The sequence below is a fragment of the Paenibacillus terreus genome, assembly GCF_042138595.1.
GTDB classification, from domain to species: Bacteria; Bacillota; Bacilli; order Paenibacillales; family Paenibacillaceae; genus Paenibacillus; species Paenibacillus terreus.
In genome coordinates this window covers 1-23246 of sequence record NZ_JBHIRX010000016.1, presented here as the reverse complement: position 1 = coordinate 23246, position 23246 = coordinate 1, and the positions used below count along the sequence as shown (strand labels likewise).

The window sequence follows — 23246 nt, the reverse complement described above, 5'->3', positions numbered from 1 at the left end:
GACTTAATGCACCTCGCCTTCAGCTTCATCCCCCAGCCTTGGTATACGGTGAATTTTAACCCTTAAAATGCGCAGCTTCGTCGAATCCTCGATCTCGATTTTGAAACCGTCCAGCAGGATGCTTTTCCCTTTTTGCGTGTTGCCTTCAAGCTCTTTGTACAGCCAGCCTCCTATCGAATCCACTTCATCATCCTCGATCTCCGTGCCTGCCACCTCATTGACCTCTTCCAGCAGCAGCCGCCCGTCTACGGATATCGCATCTCCGACAATTTCTACCGATGGTCTTTCATCCTCGAATTCATCGTACAGATCACCCACGATTTCCTCAAGGATTTCCTCTGTAGTGAGAATGCCGGCTGTTCCGCCGTACTCATCCATGACAAGTGTCATTTGCACATGATTTTTCTGCATCAGACGCAGCACCTGACTGATTTCCATCGATTCCGGCACGCTTAGAATCGGCCTTGCGATCGAGGCCAGGTCTGGCTTATCGCCGCAATCCGGCAGGAAAACATCCGCGATGTGTACAAACCCGATAATCTGATCCTTGTCCCCCACGGCCACCGGATAGCGTGTGTGCCGTGTTTCGTTGATGATCTTCAGATTTTCCTCAAAGGAAAGGTTCGTATACAGACAGTCCATATCCGTTCTCGGCTTCATAACCTCACGGGCAAGCAGATCGGAGAAATCGAAAATATTGTCCATCAGCTTGATTTCATTGCTGTCTATAACGCCGCTCATGGCGCTTTGATTCATCAATATGCGGATTTCCTCTTCCGAATGCGCCGCTTCCGCTTCACTTGCCGGCTGAATGCCAAACATGCGCAGCAGCCCGTTGGCGGATGCGTTAAGCAGCCAAATGACCGGGAAAAATATTTTGTAAAAGAACAGCAGCGGCGCGGACAGCAGCAGGGCCACCCCTTCGGTCCGCTGAATCGCAAGCGACTTCGGTGCAAGCTCACCCAACACAATGTGTAGAAACGTGATCACACAGAAGCCGATCACGACAGAAATCGTCGTAATCAGTGTCCCATCGGTGATGCCCAGCTGATACATAAGCGGCTCCACCAGCAGCTCGGATACGGCCGGCTCACCCAGCCAGCCGAGCCCCAGCGAGGTTAATGTAATGCCAAGCTGGGTTGCTGACAAATAGGCATCCAGTCTGCTGTTCACCTTAATCGCATACCCTGCCAACCGGTTCCCTTCGCTTTCCAGCTGGGCTAATCGGGATTGGCGCATTTTCACAAGGGAGAATTCAGCGGCTACGAATACCCCGTTAAGAAATACGAGCAGCAGCACCAGGAACAGATTCAAGAATAGCTCTCCAAAATGAAATTCGGTATGGCCCAAGGCTTATTCCTTCTTTCCGTCATGTCTGTAGTAGGATCATTTGCTTAGATGATTGCCTCTTTCGTTTTAAAATCAACCTCTTTATAATACATGTCCGCTACGAGCAGGTTCGGACCGCAGCAATTCGCCGCAGCACAGTGGCAGTTCACCGTCTGATAAAGCGGGTGCTCGCTGAGCCAGCTGCCGAAGATGTCGTCCAGCTTTTGCTGATGAATGTTGCCAAAGGCCGGGATATCGGCAAAATCCGTTACGTACACATTACCTGTGAACATATTCACGTTAACTCTGTTGCGCCCGTCGGGGTCGTTGCGTACCGTGACGTTCCGCTCAGCCCGCAGCCGCCGCAGCAGCTCCTGATCCTGTGGGTTGCCGGAGCAGGCAAAGAAAGGCAGCGTACCAAACAGCATCCACAGCTCCGGATTGCGATGATCAAGCAGATGATGGATCGCGGACCGCATGTCCTCCAGCGACAGTACCGGCAGGGATGCCGCAAAGTTGGATGCATACATCGGATGCACCTCATGCCGCCGGCATCCCATTTCCTGAACGAGCCGGTGGATTTCCGGAAGCTTCGTATGCGTTCTGTAATTGATCATGGATTCCGCAGAAATGAACATGCCCATGCTGCTCAGCTTGACGGCGTTATCCATCATTTTCTCATACAGCCGGGAAGCTGCAGCCCGTGGAGCCGGACGGCTCGTATTGGCAAAGCCCACCTCGTAAAAATTGTCAGCATCCGTGTAATTATGCGAAATATGCATCACGTCCAGGTAAGGCAGCATTTTCTCATATCTGCCGATATCCAGCGTAAGATTGGAGTTGATTTGCGAACGGACGCCGCGCTCCCTCGCATATTTCAGCAGCGGGACGATGACCTCGTCCACGGTTTTCTCCATCAGGGCGGGCTCGCCCCCGGTTATGCTGATCGTCTGCAGGTTCTCTACCTCATCCAGCCGCTTCAGCATCAGCGATAAAGGCAGGAAAGGCTCCTCCTTCATCACCAGCGAATCGCCGACAGCACAGTGCTCACAGCGCATATTGCATAAATGGGTCACGGTCATTTCCACACTGGTCAGCGTGTGCCGGCCAAATTGTTTTAAAGAATCGATCGGGTCCCACGGGTCGTACTCCGGGGTTAAAGGTTTTAGCGAATGGCTTGCGCCATATAGTCCTGACATTTAGTTTTCCACCTTATTTCTTCTTGTTATGCTGATTTCATAGGAACATAAATTTCCTGTTATATAATCATAACACGAGGCGGGCGGCAGCTGCACAGTTTCCAGATTTGAACTGTCCCTTACCCGGCATGCTCCTCAGCCTTTTTCACGCCGCCCGCTTCCGTGATAATCACGGATAAAACCGCTGACAGATCAATTTCATAAGGAGCTGCCAGCTCCTGTCCGTCCCGATCCTTCAACACCCGGATGACGGGCCGGTGCGGAACACTGGGATCGATCCGCACAACTACTCCCTCTTCGCCCGTGCTTAATACGACAGGCAGGCCAAGCGGATAAATGGCTACACTGTCGCGGAATTTTTCCAACATATATTGTTCGTACAAGGTACCCGCACCGGAATAGAGCGCCTCTACCGCCTGATGGGGAAGCAGAGGGGCTCTGTAGCTCCGGTTGGCTGTCATGGCGTCATAGGAGTCTGCAAGCCCCACCCATTTGGCATAATCATGAATTTCCCCGTTATGCAGTTTGTTCGGATACCCTGATCCGTTGATCCGTTCATGATGCTGCAAAGCGCAAATTGCAGACAGCAGGGAAATATCCGGCACCTTTTTTAGAATCTGATATCCGATCTGTGCGTGTTTTTGTACCTCCAGATACTCTTCCCGAGTCAGCTTTCCGGGCTTCAGCAAAATACTTGGGGGAAGCTGCGTTTTGCCGATATCATGCAGCAATGAACCGATGCCCAGCTCCAGCAGCTGCTGACGGTTATACCCGTTGGCCTTGCCCATCACGAGGGTATACAGGCATACCGTCAAGGAGTGCTGGTACAAATTTTGATCCGTACTGCCCAAGTCATTGAGCATAATCATCGTATCCTGCCTGCTGCCGATATCTTCCAGAATTGATTCCATGATCCCGCCAAAAGCTTTTCCCAAATGGGGCACAGACCTTTGCAGCGAGAGCCCGGAAATTTCCCTGAACTGCTTTCGGATTTCCTGCAGAGCCTTCTGCCTCGTCTTCTCCTGAATCATTTCCGGGATATCTATATCGTCGGTTTTGGGGTCCTGAATATACACATATGCAATCCCCACCTCGCCAAGACGCTTGATCATCCGATCATTCAGCTCTACCTCCTCCGACAGCAGAATCAGTCCGTCCTCATTATAAATTTTTTTGCCGAGCTTCATTCCCGGACGTAATGAACCAACCGCTAACAGCCGCATTGCAATACCCTCTTCCGCACCAAAGATAACTTATGACCTGCTCCTATTCATGAACCGCAATCCAGCGGGATACCATGCTGTCCTTCAGGGCATTCGGGCGCTGAAGCTCATCTCCGATCAGATCTCTTAAAAATTCCGGCAAACGATATTCAAGCTCCGTCCCTGCAGCCAGACTTTCATACCCTATTTTAAAGGAAAACATATCCAGCGTACCCACGTTATAACTCGCATCATCCGACATCAGGCTGCCACCCAGTCTGACTTCAATGACTCTGTCATACGGCTGTCGCTGAAGGTCGTATAGGACCTGAATCCCGTCAACGCACAGACTGCCCAGTACCTCGCCCCTAAACCCGAAGCCAATAATCTTTTTATCGGCAAATTCGGGCAAAAGTGATTGCTCCAGCGCAAGACGGATTGCCGCCCCCTTCAAATTCATCGTACAGGCGTTGATGGGTGAAGGGCACAGTTGATGCAGGAGCCCTTTCGAAATGCTGCCTTTCGGAAGTGGTCCCAGAAGCTGTCCCGAATTGACTATGGCAAGCTGAGCCCCTGTAAAATGGCGCACAGCCTGGGCCATAATATTGCCAAACTCCGATTCCCTGTCATAGGCAATGGGGCAGACGCGGTCTATGAAGGCTACAGTTTCCTGCAGCCGGATCTCCGCCTGTTCGCGATGGACAGCGATGGCAGCCGCCACGCTTTCGTCCAGTATGGAGGTGTTCAGGGGCAGACATTCCCCGAAGATCACCCTATAGGGCTCCTGATCGCCTGAGCGGCCCAGAACCACCTTGCCCATCAGCATTCCATGCTTGCCTGCGGCGCACAGCGCCGTTCCATTGATCATGAGAGGTGTCTCCAGCACATGATGCGAATGCCCGCCGAGAATGACATCGATACCAGTGATTTCACTGGCGAGCCTCTTATCTGTATGTAACCCCAAATGCGACATTACAATCACGACATCCACGCTGCCGCGGATTGCTGACACCTGCTCCTTCAGGCTCTCAACCGGATCTCTTGCTTCCCAGCCAAGCAGCCTGTAAAAATCCGCAAAAGGCGCCGTTGCCGCGACCAGCCCGATACGAATGCCATCCTTGTCCAATACCAGGGACTCACTCATCCAGGAGGGGGCGAATCCTGTCGATATCTCTCGAATATTGCCGCAAACGACAGGGCATTGGATACCTGCATAAACCTGCTCCAACATGTCGGGAGTGAATGTCAGGCCCTCATTATTGCCGATCGTTACCGCATCATAACCCGTCAGATTGATTACATCCACATTGGCCCCGCCATAGGTGCCTTCCGTTTCCGGGGCCATTCTGTCCATATGATCACCGATATCAAGGAGAAGCACCGCTCCTTCACAGGCTCGTTTCTGCTCGGTAGCCATGGCTGCGAGCGAAGGCATGCTTCCGAAACGGCTGTGGATATCGTTCGTGTGCAGAATCGTCAAAGTTTGCTCATAAGGGGATTCCATGTCCGTTCCTGCCTCCTATACCGGATCCGATTCTTACATGCAGCTTGTTTATGCCATGAAATATATAGGATATCTAATAGTTAAGAATAACATTTTACTAGGCAATATGATATATTGAAGGAGCTAAAAATGTGCATCAATCATAAACCGAGGTGAATCATCCATGAATATAGAAGTGCTGCTGTTCGCCGGGCTTGCCGAACGTATCGGTTCATCCCGTGCAGTGATCAGCATTGCATCAGCTTCCGTTACTGCCGATCATGTCAAGACACAGCTCGCCGCCGATTACCCGGAGGCCGCAGCCGCAATACAATCATCTTTTGTGGCCGTAAATCAGGAATTTGCATCCCCGGATACTCCTGTCAATGAAGGCGACGAGGTCGCCATCATTCCGCCGGTTTCCGGCGGCGACGGGCATGGGGGCCATCCCGTATATACGAGCAGCGACGGTTGGCATGTCATTACGCAAAACCCGCTTTCGCAGGAGAAGGTTACGGCCAAAGTCATTACCCCGAATCATGGCGCTGCTCTTGTATTCGTTGGTACGACAAGGGAAATGACCGCAGGACAACGAACCGTACATCTTGAATATGAGGCTTATGTTCCCATGGCGCTGAACAAACTCTCCGAAATCGGCAGGGACATCGCTGAACGATGGCCCGGCACGCTTTGTGCAATTGCGCATCGAACAGGCAAAGTAGACATTGCGGAAGCGAGCGTCATCATCGCTGTATCTGCCCCGCACCGTGATACATGCTACGAGGCCAGCCGATATGCCATTGAAGCCCTCAAACATAAGGTCCCGATCTGGAAGAAGGAGATTTGGGAAGACGGCTCCGAATGGAAGGGTTCACAATTAGGACCTTGGAACCCTACACTCCCGCCACAAACCTAGTAAGAAAGTCGTTGTCATGGGATTTTTTTCTTGATATAGTATTCTTATTACTTCAAGAAAAAAAGGTGGTAGAACCGATTGAGAGTCCATGTCACCGATGCCCAACCAGGAGACCGTCTACAGAGCGATACATACAACGACAACGGTGTGCCAGTCTTGACCAAAGGTACTACACTTCGACATGATGACATTCGTAAACTGTTAATGCACAATATTGAATATATCGATATAGAAGCAAGCGCTTCTAATCACGGGCACGGTTTTGGTCCGGATGAACCTGCTGCCCCTGATTCATTCGCGCATGTTGTTCCTCTGTTCAACGATGCCATCGATGGTATGCAGGCCATGTTCTTATCCGCTTCCGCTTCAGGCCAATTCAATTCTCATCGGGTAGATGAGCTGTTTGCTCCTATTGTTGACGAGTTAGCCCAGCAGAAGGACGTTGTTTCCATGCTGTTGCTATTGGGTCAAGGAGACGAGTATACCTACAATCATTCCCTTGAGGTGGGTGTTTTATCTTATTATCTTGCCATTTGGCTCGGATACTCCCCGGAAGAGGCCTATGCGGCCGGCAGAGCCGGCTATCTGCATGACATCGGCAAATGCATGGTACCGGCTCATATTTTGAACAAGCCTTCCAAATTGACGGAAGAGGAGTTCCGTGAAGTCAAGAAACACACCCAATACGGATATGATCTCATCCGGAATTCAACATCAGATGAGATTGCGGCAGCAGTCGCGCTTCAGCACCATGAACGCGAGAACGGAACGGGCTATCCTCACGGCTTATTCAAAGAAGAGATTCATCCCTTTGCTCGAATTACTGCTGTTGCAGATGTATATAGCGCTATGACTTCCAACCGTGTTTATCAATCCAAGCAGGAGCTGCTGGCCGTTCTGAGGGAGCTGCACGCCATGAGCTTCGGCCATTTGGACCCGATTGCTACCCAAACCTTCATTCGTCATATGCTGCCTAACTTTATCAAGAAGAAGATACTGCTCACCAACGGGCAGACCGGCACGATCATTTTGAATAATCCGGTCGATTATTTCCGGCCCTTGATTAAAATGGATGACGGACGCTTTATCGACTTGGCTAAAGAGCGGGATCTGGCTATTGAGGAAGTATATATTTAATATGGCTGAAAAAAACTGCCTACAGCAAATTTTATGCTGTAGGCAGTTTTATATTGCAATAAAGCAGCTTAACCGATGGAGCCTTCCATTTCGAACTTGATCAAACGGTTCATTTCAACGGCGTATTCCATAGGCAGCTCTTTGGTGAACGGTTCGATAAAGCCCATAACGATCATTTGTGTCGCTTCCGCCTCGGACAAACCGCGGCTCATCAGGTAGAAGAGCTGATCCTCAGACACTTTGGATACTGTAGCCTCATGCTCCAGCGTAATGTTGTCATTCATGATTTCATTGTACGGAATCGTATCTGAGGTGGACTCGTTGTCCAGAATGAGCGTATCACATTTGATATTGGACTTCGCGCCTTCCGCTTGGCGTCCGAACGATGCCAGACCGCGGTAGGTTACCTTGCCGCCATGCTTACTAATGGATTTGGACACGATCGTTGACGTTGTATCAGGGGCAAGGTGAATCATTTTTGCGCCTGCGTCCTGATGCTGGCCTTTACCCGCTACGGCAATGGACAGAACCATACCTTTGGCGCCACGGCCCTTCAGGACAACGGCCGGATATTTCATGGTCAGCTTGGAGCCGATATTGCCGTCAACCCATTCCATCGTTGCATTTTCTTCCGCAACCGCCCGCTTGGTCACCAGATTATAAATGTTAGGCGCCCAGTTTTGAATCGTTGTATAACGGACGCGCGCATTTTTCTTCGCAATGATCTCAACTACAGCACTATGCAGGGAGTTGGTGCTGTAGATCGGAGCTGTACAGCCTTCCACATAATGAACGAAGCTGTCTTCGTCCGCAATGATCAGGGTACGCTCAAACTGTCCCATGTTCTCCGAGTTGATCCGGAAATAAGCCTGCAGCGGAATTTCACATTTCACGCCTTTAGGCACGTAGATAAAGCTTCCGCCGGACCATACGGCACTGTTCAGTGCTGCGAATTTGTTGTCAGCCGGAGGTACCACAGTCGCAAAGTATTCTTTGAAAATTTCAGGGTGCTCTTTAAGCGCAGTATCCGTATCCATAAAAATAACGCCCTGATCTTCGAGATCCTTCTGCATGTTGTGATAGACAACCTCGGACTCGTACTGTGCGGATACGCCTGCCAGGAACTTCTGCTCCGCTTCAGGGATACCCAGTTTGTCGAAGGTTTCCTTGATTTCAGCCGGAACTTCCTCCCAGGTTTTGCCCTGCTTCTCGGAAGGACGCACATAGTACTGAATATCGTTAAAATCCAGATCGTTCAAATCACCGCCCCACTGCGGAGTGGCCATTTTTTCAAATTGCTTCAGCGCTTTAAGCCGAAATTCCAGCATCCATTCCGGTTCGTCTTTAATCCGGGAAATTTCTTTAACAATTTCCGGTGTCAGACCCTTGCCGGTTTGGAAGATGGCTTTGTGTTCATCGCGAAAACCATACTTGTACTCCTCTAACTCAGGTGCCTTTTTCGCCATTTCGTTCAACCCCTTCTGGATGGGAACCGGCAGCCTCTTGCATCCCCGGCTGTTCCCACTGCAGCTGTGCTGCATAAAATTTTTGAAGCTTAATGCTCAAGATCGATGCCCTTGCGCAGCGCATTCCAGGCAAGTGTCGCGCATTTGATGCGGGCAGGGAATTTATTCACACCGGACAGTGCCTCGATATCTTCGTATTCATCAAACTCCGCAGGCTCCCCTTTCATAAGGGAAGAGAAGCGGTCCGCCAATTGAAGCGCCTCATCCAAGGATTTGCCTTTAACAGCCTCTGTCATCATGGAAGCCGACGACATGCTGATGGAACAGCCTTCGCCCGTATATCTGGCATCTTCAACAAGTCCGTCCCTCAGCTTCAGCTGCAAGGAAATTCTGTCGCCGCAAGTCGGGTTGTTCAGGTCCACCGTAACGGCATCCTCATCAAACCGTCCCTTGTTGCGCGGATTTTTATAATGATCCATGATGACGCGCCGGTACAGATCGTCAAGTTGCATCGCCAAAGTACTCCTTTGTCTGAATTAGGGCGCTAACCAATGAATCAATCTCTTCTTCTGTATTATACAGGTAAAAGCTCGCACGTGCAGTAGAACTTACCTTGAGCCAGCGCATCAGCGGCTGGCAGCAGTGATGGCCTGCCCGGATCGCTATGCCTTTGCTGTCAAGCACTGTCGCCACATCATGCGGATGAACATCGCCAAGGTTGAAGGTAACCACGCCGACGTGACGCTCCTTCGGACCGTAAATCGTGAGCCCTTCCACTTCACTCAACCGGTTCACTGCATAGGCGGCGAGGCGGCTTTCATGAGCGGCGATTTCGTCCATGCCAATAGCCTGAAGAAAGTCGATGGCTGCTCCCAGCCCGACGGCGCCCGCAATGATGGGCGTACCACCCTCAAACTTCCACGGCAGCTCCTTCCAAGTCGAGTCATAAAGGCCAACGTCGTCGATCATTTCGCCGCCGAATTCCACCGGTTCCATGGCGTCCAGCAGCGCTTTTTTGCCGTATAATGCGCCGATGCCTGTCGGACCGCACATTTTATGGCCGGAGAGCGCATAGAAATCACAATCAAGATCCTGCACATCCACCTTCATATGCGGCGTGCTTTGCGCACCGTCCACGACCATTACCGCGCCGTTCCGATGGGCAATCTCGGCAATTTCTTTAACCGGGTGTACCACACCGAGCACATTGGATACGTAAGCAATGGACACAATTTTGGTGCGTTCCGTCACAGTTTGCTCAACGTCCGCCAGACGTATGCTGCCATCCTCCTGCAGCGGGAGATATTTCAGGGTAGCCCCTGTCGCCTTTGCCACCTGCTGCCAAGGAATCAGATTGCTGTGATGCTCTGCGGGCGTGATGACAATTTCATCGCCTTCCTTGCAGTTCGCTCTTCCGTAAGAGGAAGCCACAAGGTTCAGCGCCGTCGTCGTGCCGCGTGTAAAAATAATTTCCTGGCTGCGCTTGGCATTAATAAAACGCGCAACCTTTTCCCTTGCCCCTTCATAGGCATCGGTCGCCCGGCTTCCCAGCGTGTGTACCCCGCGATGAACGTTGGAGTTATCAAACTCGTAATAACGCTTGATCGCCTCAATTACGGAGACAGGCTTCTGGGAAGTGGCCGCATTATCGTGATAGATCAACGGATGACCGTTAATCTCCTGATTCAGAATCGGAAATTGCTCGCGTATTCCGGCGATATTCATTGTCCCAGCTTCCTTTCCACCAGACGCTGCAGCTGCTGCTGCAAAGCTTCCAGCGGAATATCGGAAACAACGGGAGCAAGGAATCCGTAAATGATCAGCCGTTCCGCATCCGCACGGCTCACACCGCGGGACATCAGGTAATAAATTTGCTCCTGATTCACCTGTCCTACGGAAGCCGCATGGCCTGCGGTTACATCATCCTCATCAATCAGCAGAATCGGATTGGCGTCCCCACGTGCTTTGCCGCTGAGCATCAGCACCCGTTCCGTTTGCTGGCCGTCCGCTTTTGTAGCGCCCTTTTCAATTTTGGTAATCCCGTTAATGATCGCAGAAGCTTCTTCTCTCATAACCGCTCTTGTGATCATCTGGCTTTCAGAGCTTTTGCCGAAATGCTGCGCTTGTGTTGTGTAGTTCAGCTTCTGGCTTCCGGAGCCGACAGCAATCACTTTCGCGTCAGAGATTGATCCGTTGCCTTTCAGTACGGACATCGTATTGCTGGCTGTGTTGCCGTCGTTCATTTCACCGACGATCCACTCAATGGAAGCATCGTTATCCAGCACGGCACGGCGGGTGGAAATGTCCGTAGCAGCTTCGCCGAACTGATGCACGGAAGCAAAACGCACCTTGGCGCCTGCCTTGGCAAATACCTCAACAATACCATTATGGAAAATAGGAGCAGTCAACTCTCCTGAAACATAGTTATCCACATATGTGACAGAGCTGTTGCTTTCGACGACGATCAAGACGTGAGGGACAAACGACGCGGAAGCATCATCCGTCAAAAATACAGCCTGCAGCGGAATGTCCTGAATTTCCACATTTTTCGGTACATACAGGAATACGCCACCGTTCCACAGTGCCGAGTGCAGAGCAGAAACCGCGTTCTCATCCGACTTTACAGCCGTATGAAGATAAGACTGAACCAGATCGCCATGCTCGCGCGCCGCTGTTTCCAGGTCAGTGAAAATAACACCTTTAGCAGCAAGCTCATCATTCAGCTGCGTAAAGACAACGCCGGAATTCCGCTGAATGACCAATCCGCCATTATTTTGCTGGGTCTCGACAAGTTCGGCGATGGAAGCAGGGGCATCCTTCAGGGAAGCCAGCTTCTGCACATCCTGATGCTTGCCATACTCGCTGAGGTTCCAGCGATCAATTTTCGTTTTCTCATATACCGGAAGCTCCAGCTTGCCCGCAAGCTCAAGCGCTTTAAGTCTTTGCTCGGTAAGCCAGGCAGGCTCATTTTTTTGAACCGACAAGGCGCGAAGCTGCTCAGAGTCAACCGGAAGCATTGTTTGTGTTGTCATCAGTTATCCTCCTCCGCTCCGGCTTACGCCTCTTGGCCTACAGTTTCATCGACAATTCCCAGTTCCTCTTTAACCCATTCATAACCTTCTGCTTCCAGACGCTCTGCAAGCTCAGGTCCGCCCGATTTCACGATCCGTCCTTGCATCATAACATGGACAAAGTCAGGCTTGATGTAGTTCAGCAGGCGCTGATAGTGGGTAATGATGAGGAAGCCGCGGTCTTCCGAACGCATTTGATTTACACCGTTCGCTACGATTCTCAGAGCGTCGATGTCGAGACCGGAGTCGATTTCGTCCAGAACGACAATTTTCGGGTCCAGCATCATCATCTGCAAAATTTCGTTCCGCTTCTTCTCACCGCCGGAGAAGCCTTCGTTCAGATAACGGTGCGCGAATTCAGGGTTCATTTCCAGTTCCTTCATCTTGCCTTCCATCTGGCGGATGAATTTGATCAGGGAAATTTCCTTGCCTTCCTCCATGCGTGCATTGATAGCACTGCGCAGGAAGTCCGAGTTGGTTACACCCGCAATTTCGCTTGGATACTGCATCGCCAGGAACAACCCGGCCCGAGCACGCTCGTCTACTTCCATTTCAAGCAGGTCTTCGCCGTTAAGCACAACCTTGCCTTCGGTTACTTCGTATTTCGGATGGCCCATCAATGCGGAAGCCAGCGTACTTTTACCTGTACCGTTCGGTCCCATGATGGCGTGAATTTCTCCGCCCTTCATTTCCAGGTTGATGCCTTTGAGGATCTCCTTGCCTTCAATGGTCGCTTTCAGACCTTCAATCACGAAATTTGTAGCCATGTCAGTTGTGTCCCTCCGTTTATCGTAATAGCGGCCTGCAAAATAATGACACTATTCCGCAAAAGCCAGTAAAGAAATTTCAAGTAAAATGAACAGGCTCGCGCCTGATTCCGATTTACTTTGTTTCAGCAGAATGAATAGCTCATTCTCTACTTATTTATAATCATTCTAAACTGATTCTCAATGATTCTCAAGTCATTTTATAACATTCGTATTTGCAATTGCAAACAATCTGCGGTATTTCCAGCTTCTTAATAGCTCAAGCCTTCGCAAACTGAAAATCCCAATTGGACAAACTTGCTGTAAACCTGTAAGAAAAACTTCTATCGACGTGCACTCAAAGAAGCCAGATCCCGTCTAGCAGTAGTTTTTCTTGCGATTCCATTCTGAAATCTTCAAAAAGCTATTGAAACTCACAGCACCCATAAAACAGTTGGCTCAATGTTCGCCGTTCTTGATCGGTTAGACATGAAAAACATCCCTCTATGGCAGATTTAGTGCAATAACTATACTCTGCCGCAGAATGGGATGTTTTTCAGTTGTTTCTGCCTTAGGTTACTTGATTTCTCCTGTTGCCACGAGAACGGCTCTCCCCAGCGTATGCCCCAGCATGGTGAATCCTAAGAGAGCCGGTGTAGCCTTAGGGTCGACGCCGATATTCTCGACATCCAGCGCATGAACGACAAAATAATACCGATGCGGGCCGTGTCCCGCTGGAGGAGCCGCACCGATAAACCGTTCGAGCCGCAAATCGTTCGGCAGTTGCAAGGCGCCTTGCGGCAAACCGCTGCCTTGCTCGTCGCCTGCGCCGGTCGGCAGTTCGGTGACGCTGGCAGGGATGTTAATGACGGCCCAATGCCAGAGGCCCGATCCGGTCGGGGCGTCCGGATCATACGCGGTTACAGCGAAGCTCTTCGTCCCTTCGGGCGCACCCGACCATTTCAAATGGGGCGAAAGATCTTTGCCGCCCTCCACTCCTGACATCCCCGAGTATTGATGGGGCGGTAGAGGATGGCCCTCCTGAATATCGTTACTCGTCACCTGAAAGACTTTGACTTCCGGCAACTTGGCTAATGGATTGTTGTTCACTGTAAATGACCTCCTTGTTATGAATACAATTCGATTATAATTATAATAATCGATTTTGTAAATATAAATCGTTTAATTTTCTGATTATCGAATTCATTCTTTGTTTTTTTACAGATTTATGTAAACTATTTAATCGTGTATAACCCCGATGTGTATGATGGATATCCTGTTTGACAACCGATAGCAGATTATGTCTACAAATGGACAATTTTACCCAAATCCGTTTGCAGACAAAAAAGGAGCAGTTGGCTTGCAGCAACTGCTCCTTTTCCCAATAACCAAAACAGGCTTGACTGAATTTATCAGTCAAGCCTGTTGCGTTCAAGCATTTAACGTACTTTTGATTTCGCGCACCTGTGCTTCAAACTCCCGGGCGTCCAGCACCGGCGTCATTTCGCTCGTCACCGGACGTGCATCCATGGAAATCCATGATCTGCAGCCCAAATATTCGGGGCGGATCTCGATTTCCACCGGCTGCTTCAATTTATATATTCGAAGCAGCAGGATGTGCAAGGGGTCCTTGCGCTTCCATTTAAGCCGCTCGGCCGCAAAATCGTCTGTCCACATATGATATTCGCGCAGAAGGTCCAGCGTGCCCTGATCATGGACCTCAATATCCTCAACCGCTTCCGCGTAAGTCCGCAGCTGGACGGTGGTGTTGTCAGGATGCCAATGTTCAAGCGAATCATCAATTCTGTGCCGGTCCTGTTCTTTTACCAGTTCTCTGCGCTGATGTTCATATGTGGGGTATAAGTAAAAAGCATTTCTTTGCAATTGAAAATGCCTGGTCCCCTCCGCTATGCCGCCTTTGCGCATCAGGATAATCTGGCGTCCGTTTTCCAAAGCCCCAATCGCTGAAGCCCATTCCTTCAAGGCAACTGCCCGTTCATTCATTCTTCTTCCCCCTTGGCCTGCTATTTCAATGTATCCGAATTATAGCCTGCCGGGAAATGATGCACAACCGGAAGTGGAAAACCGCCTTCTTAAGAAAAACGTCTATCGATAAGTTTATACTTTCTGAAATCTCCGCAAAAGATGATTAGCCGAGGTAGGAGCGCAGCATCCACATATGTTTTTCAAAATCCGTCTTGAAGCCTGTCAGCATATCTGCCGTAGGCTGATCCTCAGCCTTCTCCGCCAACTCGATGCCTTCCTGGAACTCCTCACATACGGTGGCAAAATCCTCGATAAGCGTCTGCACCATCGTATTGGCATCCTCCGCTCCGGAAGCTTCATTGATGGAGCTCAAATCCAGGTATTCCTTCATCGTTGCTGCAGGCGAACCTTTCAGCGTCAGCAGGCGCTCCGCAACCTCGTCCATTTTCAGCGTGACTTCATTATAAAACTCTTCGAATTTGACATGCAGCGTGAAGAAGTTCGAGCCTTTTACATACCAGTGGTAATTATGTAGCTTCACGTAAAGTACGTTCAGGTTGGCTACCTGGCGGTTAAGCAGCTCTTCTACGGATTGTGCCTGTGTGCCTGCTGTGTTTTTGGTTGATTTAGCCATGTTCATCCCATCCTTCTTCAAATTAATTTAGGGCATTCAGAAAACGGGCATGAGCCCGTAATTCTGCGGCCCTTGTGCACTATCTGTCGGGAGGTGTCATCATATTCTAAAGTCTGAACAAGAGACAGAATAGCCATAAAAGGGCGACGCCAGCTGGCCACCTTGCTTCGCCTGCCTGACGCCTAATTCTTTCTTACCCTTCCGCGAAAAGGGCGAAACAAGCAGAAGTTCCTCGGAAGCCATCAGGCCGGGCTCATGCTTTTTCGAAAAAAAGCTATATTAAACTTAGACTATTTTCGTTATACTGTCTATACCAAGTGAACCAGTAGGTTTTAGTACATTACGGAGGTGTCATCTTTGTCAGCCTATCATCCATTATCCAATGAAGAAGCCATCATTCTCGCCAAAACGATTCCCGGCTTTTTCCCGGAAGGCGCCGAGCTCGATTGCCGGGAAATCGGAGACGGTAATCTGAATCTGGTGTTCCAAATTACAGAATCCGAAACTGGTAAGAGTATTATAATCAAACAGGCTCTGCCTTATGCGAAAGTTGTAGGCGAATCGTGGCCGCTCAGCCTCGACCGCGCACGTATCGAACGCGAAGCCCTTCAGGTGCAGCACAGGTTGTGTCCTGACCTGGTGCCCGAAGTGTATAGCTATGACGATGAGATGGCACTTACGGTCATGGAGGATCTCAGCGACTATACCATCATGCGGCACGCCTTGATTGCAGGCAAGGTATTTCCGCACTTTGCGGACCATATCGGCACTTTTATCGCCAGAACCCTCTTCTTCACCTCCGATCTGGCGATGGACCCGCGTGCGAAAAAGGAGCAGATGGGACGGTTCATCAACCCGGATCTGTGCAAAATTACGGAGGATCTGATCTTCGACGATCCATACAGGCTGTCGGACAATAACAATTACCCTGCTGCCATTGAGGATGAAGCGGAAGCCCTGCGCACAGATAAGGCGCTCCATCTGGAAGTTGCCCTGCTGCGTGAGAAGTTTCTGACCCGTACGGAAGCGCTCCTGCACGGAGACCTGCATACAGGCAGTATTTTTATCACAGAAGAATCCACCAAGGTCATTGATCCCGAGTTCGCCTATTACGGCCCCATGGGCTTTGATATCGGTGCCGTCATTGCGAACCTGCTGCTGAACCTTGCCGCCCAGATCGGCTGGAAGCAGGATGAAGCGGATCGTCGCAGCCATCAGAGCTGGCTACTGCAAACCTCACTTGATGTATGGACCAGATTTGAAGCGGAATTCCGCAAATTGTGGGACGAGCATGCTGTTGATCCGCTGGCTCATACCCCGAGATATCAGGATGTGTACATTCATAAAGTGCTGCAGGATACCGCAGGTTTTGCCGGGGCCAAAATGATCCGCCGTATCGTTGGCCTTTCCCACGTGGCGGACATTGATACCATCCCGGACGACACTAACAGGGAGCGTGCCCAGCGCCTGGCGCTCACCATTGGCAAAGCTCTGATCATGAACTGCCGAAAAATCCATTCCATCGCCGAGATCGACGATATCGTCCGGACTGCTGCCGGGAACAGAGGTGAAATGATATGAACGACACATTTGAACAAGCCGGCGCGCCCGTGTCTCTGATCTGGAAAGGAGACCGGCTGGCCATGCTGGATCAGCGCCTGCTTCCCGAATCCGTCGTCATGCTGGATTTGCTCACGCCGGAAGAGGTGTGGGAAGGGATTCACGCCTTGAAGGTACGCGGAGCTCCTGCCATCGGCATGGCGGCAGCTTACGGTGTCGTCCTCGGGGCGAAGGCTTATGGTGCTGCAGGACCGGAGGGCTGGCTGGAGCATGTGCAATCCGTATGCGGCCACCTGGCTACCTCCCGTCCGACAGCCGTGAACCTGTTCTGGGCCCTGGATCGCATGAAAAAACGCGCTCAGGAGCTTGTGCAAACCGGAACGATAGAAGACTGGAACGCAGGGCTTGAACAGGAAGCCATCGCGATTCAGGCTGAGGATGAGCAAGTATGCAAAAGCATTGGAGAGCATGCCCTCCCCCTGTTCGAAGATGGCATGGGAGTTCTGACCCACTGCAATGCAGGCGGACTGGCCACAGCCAAATATGGTACCGCTCTTGCACCCATGTATCTTGCACAGGAGAACGGAATTCGCTTGAAGGTGTTTGCGGACGAAACGCGCCCTGTTCTGCAGGGAGCGCGCCTGACGGCATTCGAGCTGCAGCAGGCTGGCATCGATGTCACCTTGATCTGCGACAATATGGCAGGCATGGTCATGTCAAAAGGATGGGTCCAGGCGGTTATTGTAGGTACTGACCGTGTGGCGGCTAACGGAGACGTCGCCAATAAAATCGGAACCTATAGTGTCGCTGTGCTGGCGAAGGCACACGGTATCCCTTTTTATGTGGCTTCCCCTTTGTCAACCATTGACCTGAATACACCGACAGGCGCTGATATTCCGATCGAAGAAAGATCTGCTGAAGAAGTTACCGAAGGCTTTGGCAAAAGAACGGCTCCCCAAGGTGTGAAAGTGTTCAATCCGGCGTTTGACGTTACTCCAAATGAATATGTAACAGCGATTATTACCGAAAAGGGCATGATTCGCCCACCCTACTCGGATAATCTCGCTGCTCTGTTCAAAGCAACCCGCTAACGCGGTAAAGTATTTTATGAAACCGGAGCCGATCGCTCCGGTATTTTTGTAACTCATACAGCATTCGGCACCTGATGGTTATACCATTTTCAATAGTGCTTCATATCCAGGTAATCCCGGGTGAATGCCAAGTGCCTCCGCTTCGGCTGTTACGGACTCCATTGGAGCTTCCAGCAGCTCTTTGAGCGTGCGTACTCCCACAGCTCTGGCAGCAATAATCTTGCGGTCCGCAAGCCGATCATTCAGCAAACCCACATCCAGTGCTCCACACATGATGTAGCCGCGGTCATTGGATATGGAAATCAGGGTGGTTTTAGGCAGCTTCACTTCCACTCCAATGAAGGTATGCTCACCCACTTGAATAGGCTCCACATGAATCAACTTAAAAACACCTCCTCGTTGTGCGGCGTTTGTTCCAGTTTATGCAGCAGTTTTTGACAGGTGTGGACACGTGTGGTTATAAAGTCGCAGCTTATATGTAAAAAGTTCATAAAATCGATCATTAGGACTATTCTGATTTGCATTTTAATGATATATTGAGAGTCTGAAAAAACTTTAAAATTTGATTGAAATCAGGGCTGGAGGAAATATGGATAAGATAACGCCAAGAGAGGAATCGAGTTATTTATTTAACGTGGATGTCTTAGTAAAAGGCAGCTCCAACGCCGCTGCGCTTCAGTCCCTAATGGAAGTTCTTAACAGCTTTGAACAAATCGCCGATTACCGGGTCGTTTCGGGTATTGAACTAGGCAGTCTTATTGAGACTGCTCTGAAAATGAAGAAAAAGGCATTGAGTGAACAGGCAAATACATTCGAAAGTCTTCCAAATGGTCAAAAAAACAAACAGCAGAAGCCTGGCGCAAGTAAGGCCGCTTCCAAAAATAACGCATCACCTGCACCATCAGCCGGGAGTCAATCCAGCAGCATGCATGATTTGATTAATACTTATATTAAGAAAAATTCACTTGTCCGTCTGGTTGTAAACCGTTACGGCGGCCAGCGCAGCATCCCGTGCAGGATCATCAACAATGATCAGGAAAGCGGAATACTTAGCGTCTATCATGTGGATGAAAAGCAGGTGTATACCTTCAAAATCAATGAAATTGATGAAATCTACCCCACCTGATGAGGGTACATATACAAAAAACAAACCGTTTGCGGAAGCGCCTGCAGACGGTTTGTTTTTGTTCAGGAATCTTTTTTCAATCCGGCAGCTGCCAGCATAAGCATCAGCCATCCGCCCATAAAGCATACTCCGCCAAGCGGCGTGATTGCTCCAAGAATGCGAATATTGGTGATGCTCAGAAGATAGAGGCTTCCCGAAAATAAAATAATACCGGCAAACAGCAGCCTTGCAGCCCATTTGAGCTTGGATGAAGCCCCCCATTGGCCTGCCGCTAATCCTATAATCAGCAGACCCGCCGCATGTATCATATGATATCTGACGCCTGTCTCATAGACCGCCAGCTGATCCTCACCAATCCGCGGTCCGAGCGCATGTGCGCCAAACGCCCCAATGGCTACGGACAGCAGCATCATGAAAGAACCAAGCATTACCCATCTGCGCTGCATTTGTACATCCCCTTCTATTCTGTTTAACTTATTGTACAAGGAAAGATGCTCCATTTCCAACTTCGGCAGCCTGCCTTGATTTTTCACATTTTTTTGTGGAAAATATGAACATGATTTCTGTATTACCGAGAGGAGCATTTATGAATCCTGTTAAAATTTTTACGGACAGTACAAGCGATCTTCCCAGGCCATGGATTGAGCAATATGACATTGGCATCGTTCCGCTCTACACCGTTTTTGGCAGCGAATCGTTACGAGACGGAGTAGATATCACCACTGATCGCTTATTCGAACGGGTCTCCCGTGAAGGAAGCCTGCCGAAAACGGCCGCCCCTTCCCCTGCCGACTTTATTCAGCATTTCACACCTTATATTGAGCAGGGCATGGACATTTTATATATCAGCTTATCCTCGGAGCTTTCCTCTACCTATCAGAACGCGCTTTTGGCAGGCGGAGAGTTTCCGGAGGGCAGAGTTCATGTTGTAGATTCCAGAAACCTGAGCTGCGGTATCGGGCTGCTTGTCATGAAGGCCGTCAAAGCGGTACGGAACGGCTTGGCCATACCGGAAATTGTGCGGCAGTTAGAAGACATGAAACCCCGGGTCGATACCGAGTTTGTCATTGATACTTTGGAGTATCTTTATAAAGGAGGCAGATGTTCGGGCATGCAAAATCTGATCGGCAGCCTGCTCAAGATCCGGCCTGTCATTAAGGTGATCGACGGGAAAATGACACCGGCCTACAAAGTACGGGGGAAACGGGAAAAAGCGCTGGAGCAAATGCTGAATAACGCCCTCAATCAAAAAGATAACATGGACCTGGAGCTGGTCATTGTCGTGCATGCCATGGCTGAAGAAGATGCACTGGAGCTGCAGAAAAAGCTGCAGGAGCAAACAGGAGCTGAAGTGGCCCTGGCAACGGCCGGCTGCGTGATCTCCAGCCACTGCGGTCCAAAAACGATTGGTATTATCTATGCTAAAAAAAGTTAATGTTCCCCCGGGACCGACTATCAAGCACCGCCTGAGACAGGCGGTTTTTTTGCTTCCATAAATTTTACAATGCAAGTCTGCAGCTGGAGTGATACCATTCTTTGATGGGCTCTTTTTGCTGGAGTCCCTTTTAGCAGTTGTTCAAAAAGTCATCTTTTGATCACGAAGGAAGTCAGGAAGCGGACTCGACATCGAATCTTGAATTCAGCCGGGACTTCCGGGGCTCACGTACCCCAAGTACGCTCCGCTCCTCAGTCCCTAGCTTCATTCAACTCCAGCGTTTTGAAAAAACGCACTTCGAAAGCATTAGCTTCGGTGCTGAAAACCTGACTTTTTGAACTCACACTTTTAGACTTTATGTAAAGAAGGTATATATCGTGAAATGGTTACGTATGAGCTGCGTTCGCATCTCTTCTTTTTTGGCTGGTGCCGTATTGATGGCCTTCAGTCTTGTTCCTGCTTCTGCGGCAACTGCGTCCACTCTGCCTTTTGACGATATCAAGGGCAGCTTTGCCGAGCAGGCTATTCTACAGATGCATGCAAAAGGATACTTGAACGGGAAGAACGGCCGCCAATTCTCTCCCAAAGCAAATATGACGAGGGGCGAGTGGGTTGCTGTGCTAGACCGCATATTCGGGCTTCAGCCGGTGTACTCATCAGTTGCAGCCTATCATGATGTGAAGACAAACGACTGGTATTACGGTTCGGTTGAAGCGGCGGTAAATGTAGGGCTGATTCAAGGCACAAGCAGTTCCTCCTTTATGCCCAAATCTCCCATCACCCGCCAGGAGGCTGCTGTCATGCTGAGCAGACTGATGACCAGCACTCCTGCTGCCGCCGGCTGTACCCGCTACACTGACGACAGTGATATCGCTTCTTGGGCGGCTGCTGCTGTATGTCAGGCAGGGCAGAAAGGCTTGATGATTGGTTCAGACGGTCAGTTTAACCCTCGGCAACCGCTGACACGTGAAGAGGCTGCCGTGCTGCTGCAGCGTCTTACACAGGCGGTGAAGGTAAATAAGAACGCGACAGAACCCATTCAACTGGGGTGGCAATATGACCAGACAACTGAGCAGTATGAATCCTCTGTCCTCCATTCCAATATTAATACATTGTCCCCTCGTTGGTATTTTCTAGATGATGAGGGCAGTCAAATTAACAGTAGTGCTGATACGTCGCTTCTGAGCTGGGCAGAGCAGCACGGCAAGCAGGTATGGCCCATGTTCGGGAACCGCTCTGATGCTGATTCGACACACCTGATGCTGACGGATTCAGCAAGAAAAAATCAAATTATACAGCTTCTTACCAATGAAGTCCAAAAGTATTCTCTTGATGGCATTGTGCTTGATCTGGAAAATGTTTATCCCGCAGACCGCAATGCGCTAACGGTCTATGTCAAAGAATTGGCGGCAGCTCTGCATCAGGCCGGAGCGGTGCTCTCGATCTGTGTTTCCCCGGATCAGGGTTCGGATTGGACAGCGGCCTTTGATTATGCCTCCCTTGGCAATGCTGCGGATTATATCATTTTGATGGGCTACGATGAGCATTGGGCCGGCCGCGCAGATCCTGGTTCCGTTGCTTCGCTTCCGTGGGTCGAACAAGGATTGGATAACCTGCTTAACGAGGTCTGTGCCAATCACATCATTCTTGCACTGCCTCTGTATACCCGTGACTGGAGTGTAGATGACAACAACCGAACTGCTGCTGAAACAGATATTGACTTGATTCAGCAGAATCTCCTCCCTCGGCTGAACAAACAGGTTAGCTGGATCGACACGCTTGGGCAATACACAGGGGCATATTATGACAATCAAGGTGTTATGCACAAAATATGGCTTGAGGAAGGGCGATCATTGAGCATGAAGATGCAGCTGGGGTTAAGCGCACATATCAGCGGATTTGCCTATTGGTACACTGGCGGAGCTTCTGATGATGTCTGGACAAGCCTGATAAATGCTGAAAGCTATCACAACAGAGTATTCTAGAAAAATAGAGCGGCTTCCTGGAAAGGAGCCGCTTTTTGTGTGGGTCAAACCGCCTCTTCAAATGTCCATTCTGGTGCTGAAAGTGTAACCTTCTATTTTGCTTCCTGGAACGTTACCGGGCGTTCAACGCCATCATCGTTCTGAAAACGGACCGTACCGTCAATCGTTTCCTGACCGTTCGCATAAGAGCTGTCGCCCGGCTTGAACGAAAAGAAATCACTGTGAAATACCGTCACCATCGCTTCCAGCTTACCGTATTCGCTGCCATCCTTGCGAACCACCGATAGCTCGCCCTCCAAATCATTTTCATGCTCGTCCAGGCCAAAGAAAGGAAAGTCTGTCCAATCTCTCGGATGATAGAATGCATACATGATGAACCAGTGTGTTGGCGTCTCGGCAATCGAGTAATAGGCCATTCCCTTCAAACGGTTGACATCAGCCGGCTGATTCTCCCAATTGTTTGAGGTATCCAAGCGGCAATTTTTTTACTCCATATTATCCATTTTGCCTTCATCCGATCCGCACCTCTCCTCATCTTCATATCCTCTCCTTGTCCCTCTAGGCATGAACCGACAATGTGCCGGTGCAGCACAAATGGATTTTTCGCCTCAACAGGATATTAAGTCTAGATTGTCATCCAAATATTACCTGTATGTTTGTTTTTTATAAATCTACTGTGGCAAAAAAAATAGCTCCAAAAAGCCCATGGGTTATAAGGCCTTCTGGAACCATAATGAGGGGACAAAATGTTAAAAACATAAAAACCGTTAATCATAAGGTAATCCTTATAATTAACGGTTTTGGTTTGCCTGGCAACGTCCTACTCTCCCAGGACCCTTCGGTCCAAGTACCATCGGCGCTGGAGGGCTTAACGGTCGTG

Annotated in this window: 22 protein-coding genes and 1 rRNA gene; 7 read left to right on the top strand and 16 right to left on the bottom strand. The window is 50.0% G+C overall.

Annotated elements, in window-relative coordinates:
- Window positions 1-3: 3 nt before the first annotated feature.
- From ACE5KN_RS23280 to ACE5KN_RS23265, 4 genes are all read right to left on the bottom strand, one after another.
- Window positions 4-1350, bottom strand: a complete 1347-nt coding sequence (locus ACE5KN_RS23280) for a hemolysin family protein (RefSeq protein WP_375527577.1) — start codon at window positions 1348-1350, stop codon at window positions 4-6.
- Between the two features lie 44 nt (window positions 1351-1394).
- Window positions 1395-2528 carry a radical SAM/CxCxxxxC motif protein YfkAB gene (gene yfkAB / locus ACE5KN_RS23275; protein WP_375527578.1) on the bottom strand — a complete coding sequence of 378 codons (1134 nt, stop codon included), beginning with the start codon at window positions 2526-2528 and terminating at the stop codon, window positions 1395-1397.
- A 119-nt stretch (window positions 2529-2647) separates the two neighbouring features.
- The gene (locus tag ACE5KN_RS23270) at window positions 2648-3751 is read right to left on the bottom strand and encodes an HD-GYP domain-containing protein (protein ID WP_375527579.1); all 1104 of its coding nucleotides are present in this window, start codon (window positions 3749-3751) and stop codon (window positions 2648-2650) included.
- 43 nt (window positions 3752-3794) lie between these two features.
- Window positions 3795-5234, bottom strand: coding sequence for a bifunctional metallophosphatase/5'-nucleotidase (locus ACE5KN_RS23265; protein WP_375527580.1), 1440 nt, complete (start codon window positions 5232-5234; stop codon window positions 3795-3797).
- 163 nt (window positions 5235-5397) lie between these two features.
- Between ACE5KN_RS23265 and moaD the strand changes: the two genes are divergently transcribed.
- Window positions 5398-6129, top strand: a complete 732-nt coding sequence (gene moaD / locus ACE5KN_RS23260; protein ID WP_375527581.1) for a molybdopterin converting factor subunit 1 — start codon at window positions 5398-5400, stop codon at window positions 6127-6129.
- 78 nt (window positions 6130-6207) lie between these two features.
- Window positions 6208-7266 carry an HD-GYP domain-containing protein gene (locus tag ACE5KN_RS23255; protein WP_375527582.1) on the top strand — a complete coding sequence of 353 codons (1059 nt, stop codon included), beginning with the start codon at window positions 6208-6210 and terminating at the stop codon, window positions 7264-7266.
- A gap of 68 nt (window positions 7267-7334) precedes the next feature.
- Here ACE5KN_RS23255 and sufB read toward each other — a convergent pair whose 3' ends face one another.
- From sufB to ACE5KN_RS23215, 8 genes are all read right to left on the bottom strand, one after another.
- Complete coding sequence (gene sufB / locus ACE5KN_RS23250; protein ID WP_375527583.1) at window positions 7335-8732, bottom strand: Fe-S cluster assembly protein SufB; 1398 nt, start codon at window positions 8730-8732, stop codon at window positions 7335-7337.
- Window positions 8733-8821: 89 nt separating this feature from the next.
- Window positions 8822-9244 (bottom strand): Fe-S cluster assembly sulfur transfer protein SufU, encoded by a 423-nt coding sequence (gene sufU, locus ACE5KN_RS23245; protein WP_375527584.1) that lies wholly within the window; start codon window positions 9242-9244, stop codon window positions 8822-8824.
- The gene (locus ACE5KN_RS23240; protein WP_375527585.1) at window positions 9234-10457 is read right to left on the bottom strand and encodes a cysteine desulfurase; all 1224 of its coding nucleotides are present in this window, start codon (window positions 10455-10457) and stop codon (window positions 9234-9236) included. Before ACE5KN_RS23240 ends, sufU begins: the two co-directional genes overlap by 11 nt.
- A complete protein-coding gene (gene sufD, locus ACE5KN_RS23235; RefSeq protein WP_375527586.1) occupies window positions 10454-11764 on the bottom strand; it encodes a Fe-S cluster assembly protein SufD in 1311 nt (436 codons plus the stop codon). The genes ACE5KN_RS23240 and sufD overlap by 4 nt, the downstream gene beginning before the upstream one ends.
- A 23-nt stretch (window positions 11765-11787) precedes the next feature.
- Window positions 11788-12570: a Fe-S cluster assembly ATPase SufC gene (gene sufC / locus ACE5KN_RS23230; protein WP_375527587.1), complete on the bottom strand. Its 783-nt coding sequence runs from the start codon at window positions 12568-12570 to the stop codon at window positions 11788-11790.
- Between the two features lie 555 nt (window positions 12571-13125).
- Window positions 13126-13611 (bottom strand): YbhB/YbcL family Raf kinase inhibitor-like protein, encoded by a 486-nt coding sequence (locus tag ACE5KN_RS23225; RefSeq protein ID WP_511215708.1) that lies wholly within the window; start codon window positions 13609-13611, stop codon window positions 13126-13128.
- Window positions 13612-13980: 369 nt separating this feature from the next.
- Complete coding sequence (locus ACE5KN_RS23220) at window positions 13981-14553, bottom strand: DUF1802 family protein (RefSeq protein ID WP_375527589.1); 573 nt, start codon at window positions 14551-14553, stop codon at window positions 13981-13983.
- Window positions 14554-14698: 145 nt separating this feature from the next.
- Window positions 14699-15169: a Dps family protein gene (locus tag ACE5KN_RS23215; protein ID WP_375527590.1), complete on the bottom strand. Its 471-nt coding sequence runs from the start codon at window positions 15167-15169 to the stop codon at window positions 14699-14701.
- 357 nt (window positions 15170-15526) lie between these two features.
- Here ACE5KN_RS23215 and mtnK point away from each other — a divergent pair, with 357 nt between their 5' ends.
- On the top strand, window positions 15527-16750 hold the full coding sequence (gene mtnK / locus ACE5KN_RS23210; RefSeq protein WP_375527591.1) for an S-methyl-5-thioribose kinase: 1224 nt from the start codon (window positions 15527-15529) through the stop codon (window positions 16748-16750).
- Entirely contained in the window at window positions 16747-17820 is a 1074-nt protein-coding gene (mtnA, locus tag ACE5KN_RS23205) for an S-methyl-5-thioribose-1-phosphate isomerase (protein ID WP_375527592.1), read from the top strand. Before mtnK ends, mtnA begins: the two co-directional genes overlap by 4 nt.
- A gap of 78 nt (window positions 17821-17898) precedes the next feature.
- Here the strand turns inward: mtnA and ACE5KN_RS23200 are convergent, their stop codons facing one another.
- Window positions 17899-18201, bottom strand: a complete 303-nt coding sequence (locus ACE5KN_RS23200) for a YunC family protein (protein WP_355317987.1) — start codon at window positions 18199-18201, stop codon at window positions 17899-17901.
- Window positions 18202-18382: 181 nt separating this feature from the next.
- Between ACE5KN_RS23200 and ACE5KN_RS23195 the strand changes: the two genes are divergently transcribed.
- On the top strand, window positions 18383-18946 hold the full coding sequence (locus ACE5KN_RS23195) for a hypothetical protein (RefSeq protein WP_375527593.1): 564 nt from the start codon (window positions 18383-18385) through the stop codon (window positions 18944-18946).
- 62 nt (window positions 18947-19008) lie between these two features.
- Here ACE5KN_RS23195 and ACE5KN_RS23190 read toward each other — a convergent pair whose 3' ends face one another.
- Window positions 19009-19392, bottom strand: coding sequence for a DUF423 domain-containing protein (locus ACE5KN_RS23190; protein WP_375527594.1), 384 nt, complete (start codon window positions 19390-19392; stop codon window positions 19009-19011).
- Between the two features lie 140 nt (window positions 19393-19532).
- On the opposite strand from ACE5KN_RS23190, the gene ACE5KN_RS23185 reads away from it, so the two are divergent.
- Window positions 19533-20381 carry a DegV family protein gene (locus ACE5KN_RS23185; protein WP_375527595.1) on the top strand — a complete coding sequence of 283 codons (849 nt, stop codon included), beginning with the start codon at window positions 19533-19535 and terminating at the stop codon, window positions 20379-20381.
- Window positions 20382-20758: 377 nt separating this feature from the next.
- Window positions 20759-22366 (top strand): S-layer homology domain-containing protein, encoded by a 1608-nt coding sequence (locus tag ACE5KN_RS23180; protein ID WP_375527596.1) that lies wholly within the window; start codon window positions 20759-20761, stop codon window positions 22364-22366.
- Window positions 22367-22458: 92 nt separating this feature from the next.
- Here the strand turns inward: ACE5KN_RS23180 and ACE5KN_RS23175 are convergent, their stop codons facing one another.
- Window positions 22459-22782, bottom strand: a complete 324-nt coding sequence (locus ACE5KN_RS23175; RefSeq protein WP_375533165.1) for a hypothetical protein — start codon at window positions 22780-22782, stop codon at window positions 22459-22461.
- A gap of 391 nt (window positions 22783-23173) precedes the next feature.
- Window positions 23174-23246, bottom strand: a 5S ribosomal RNA gene (gene rrf / locus ACE5KN_RS31125); the annotation flags it as partial.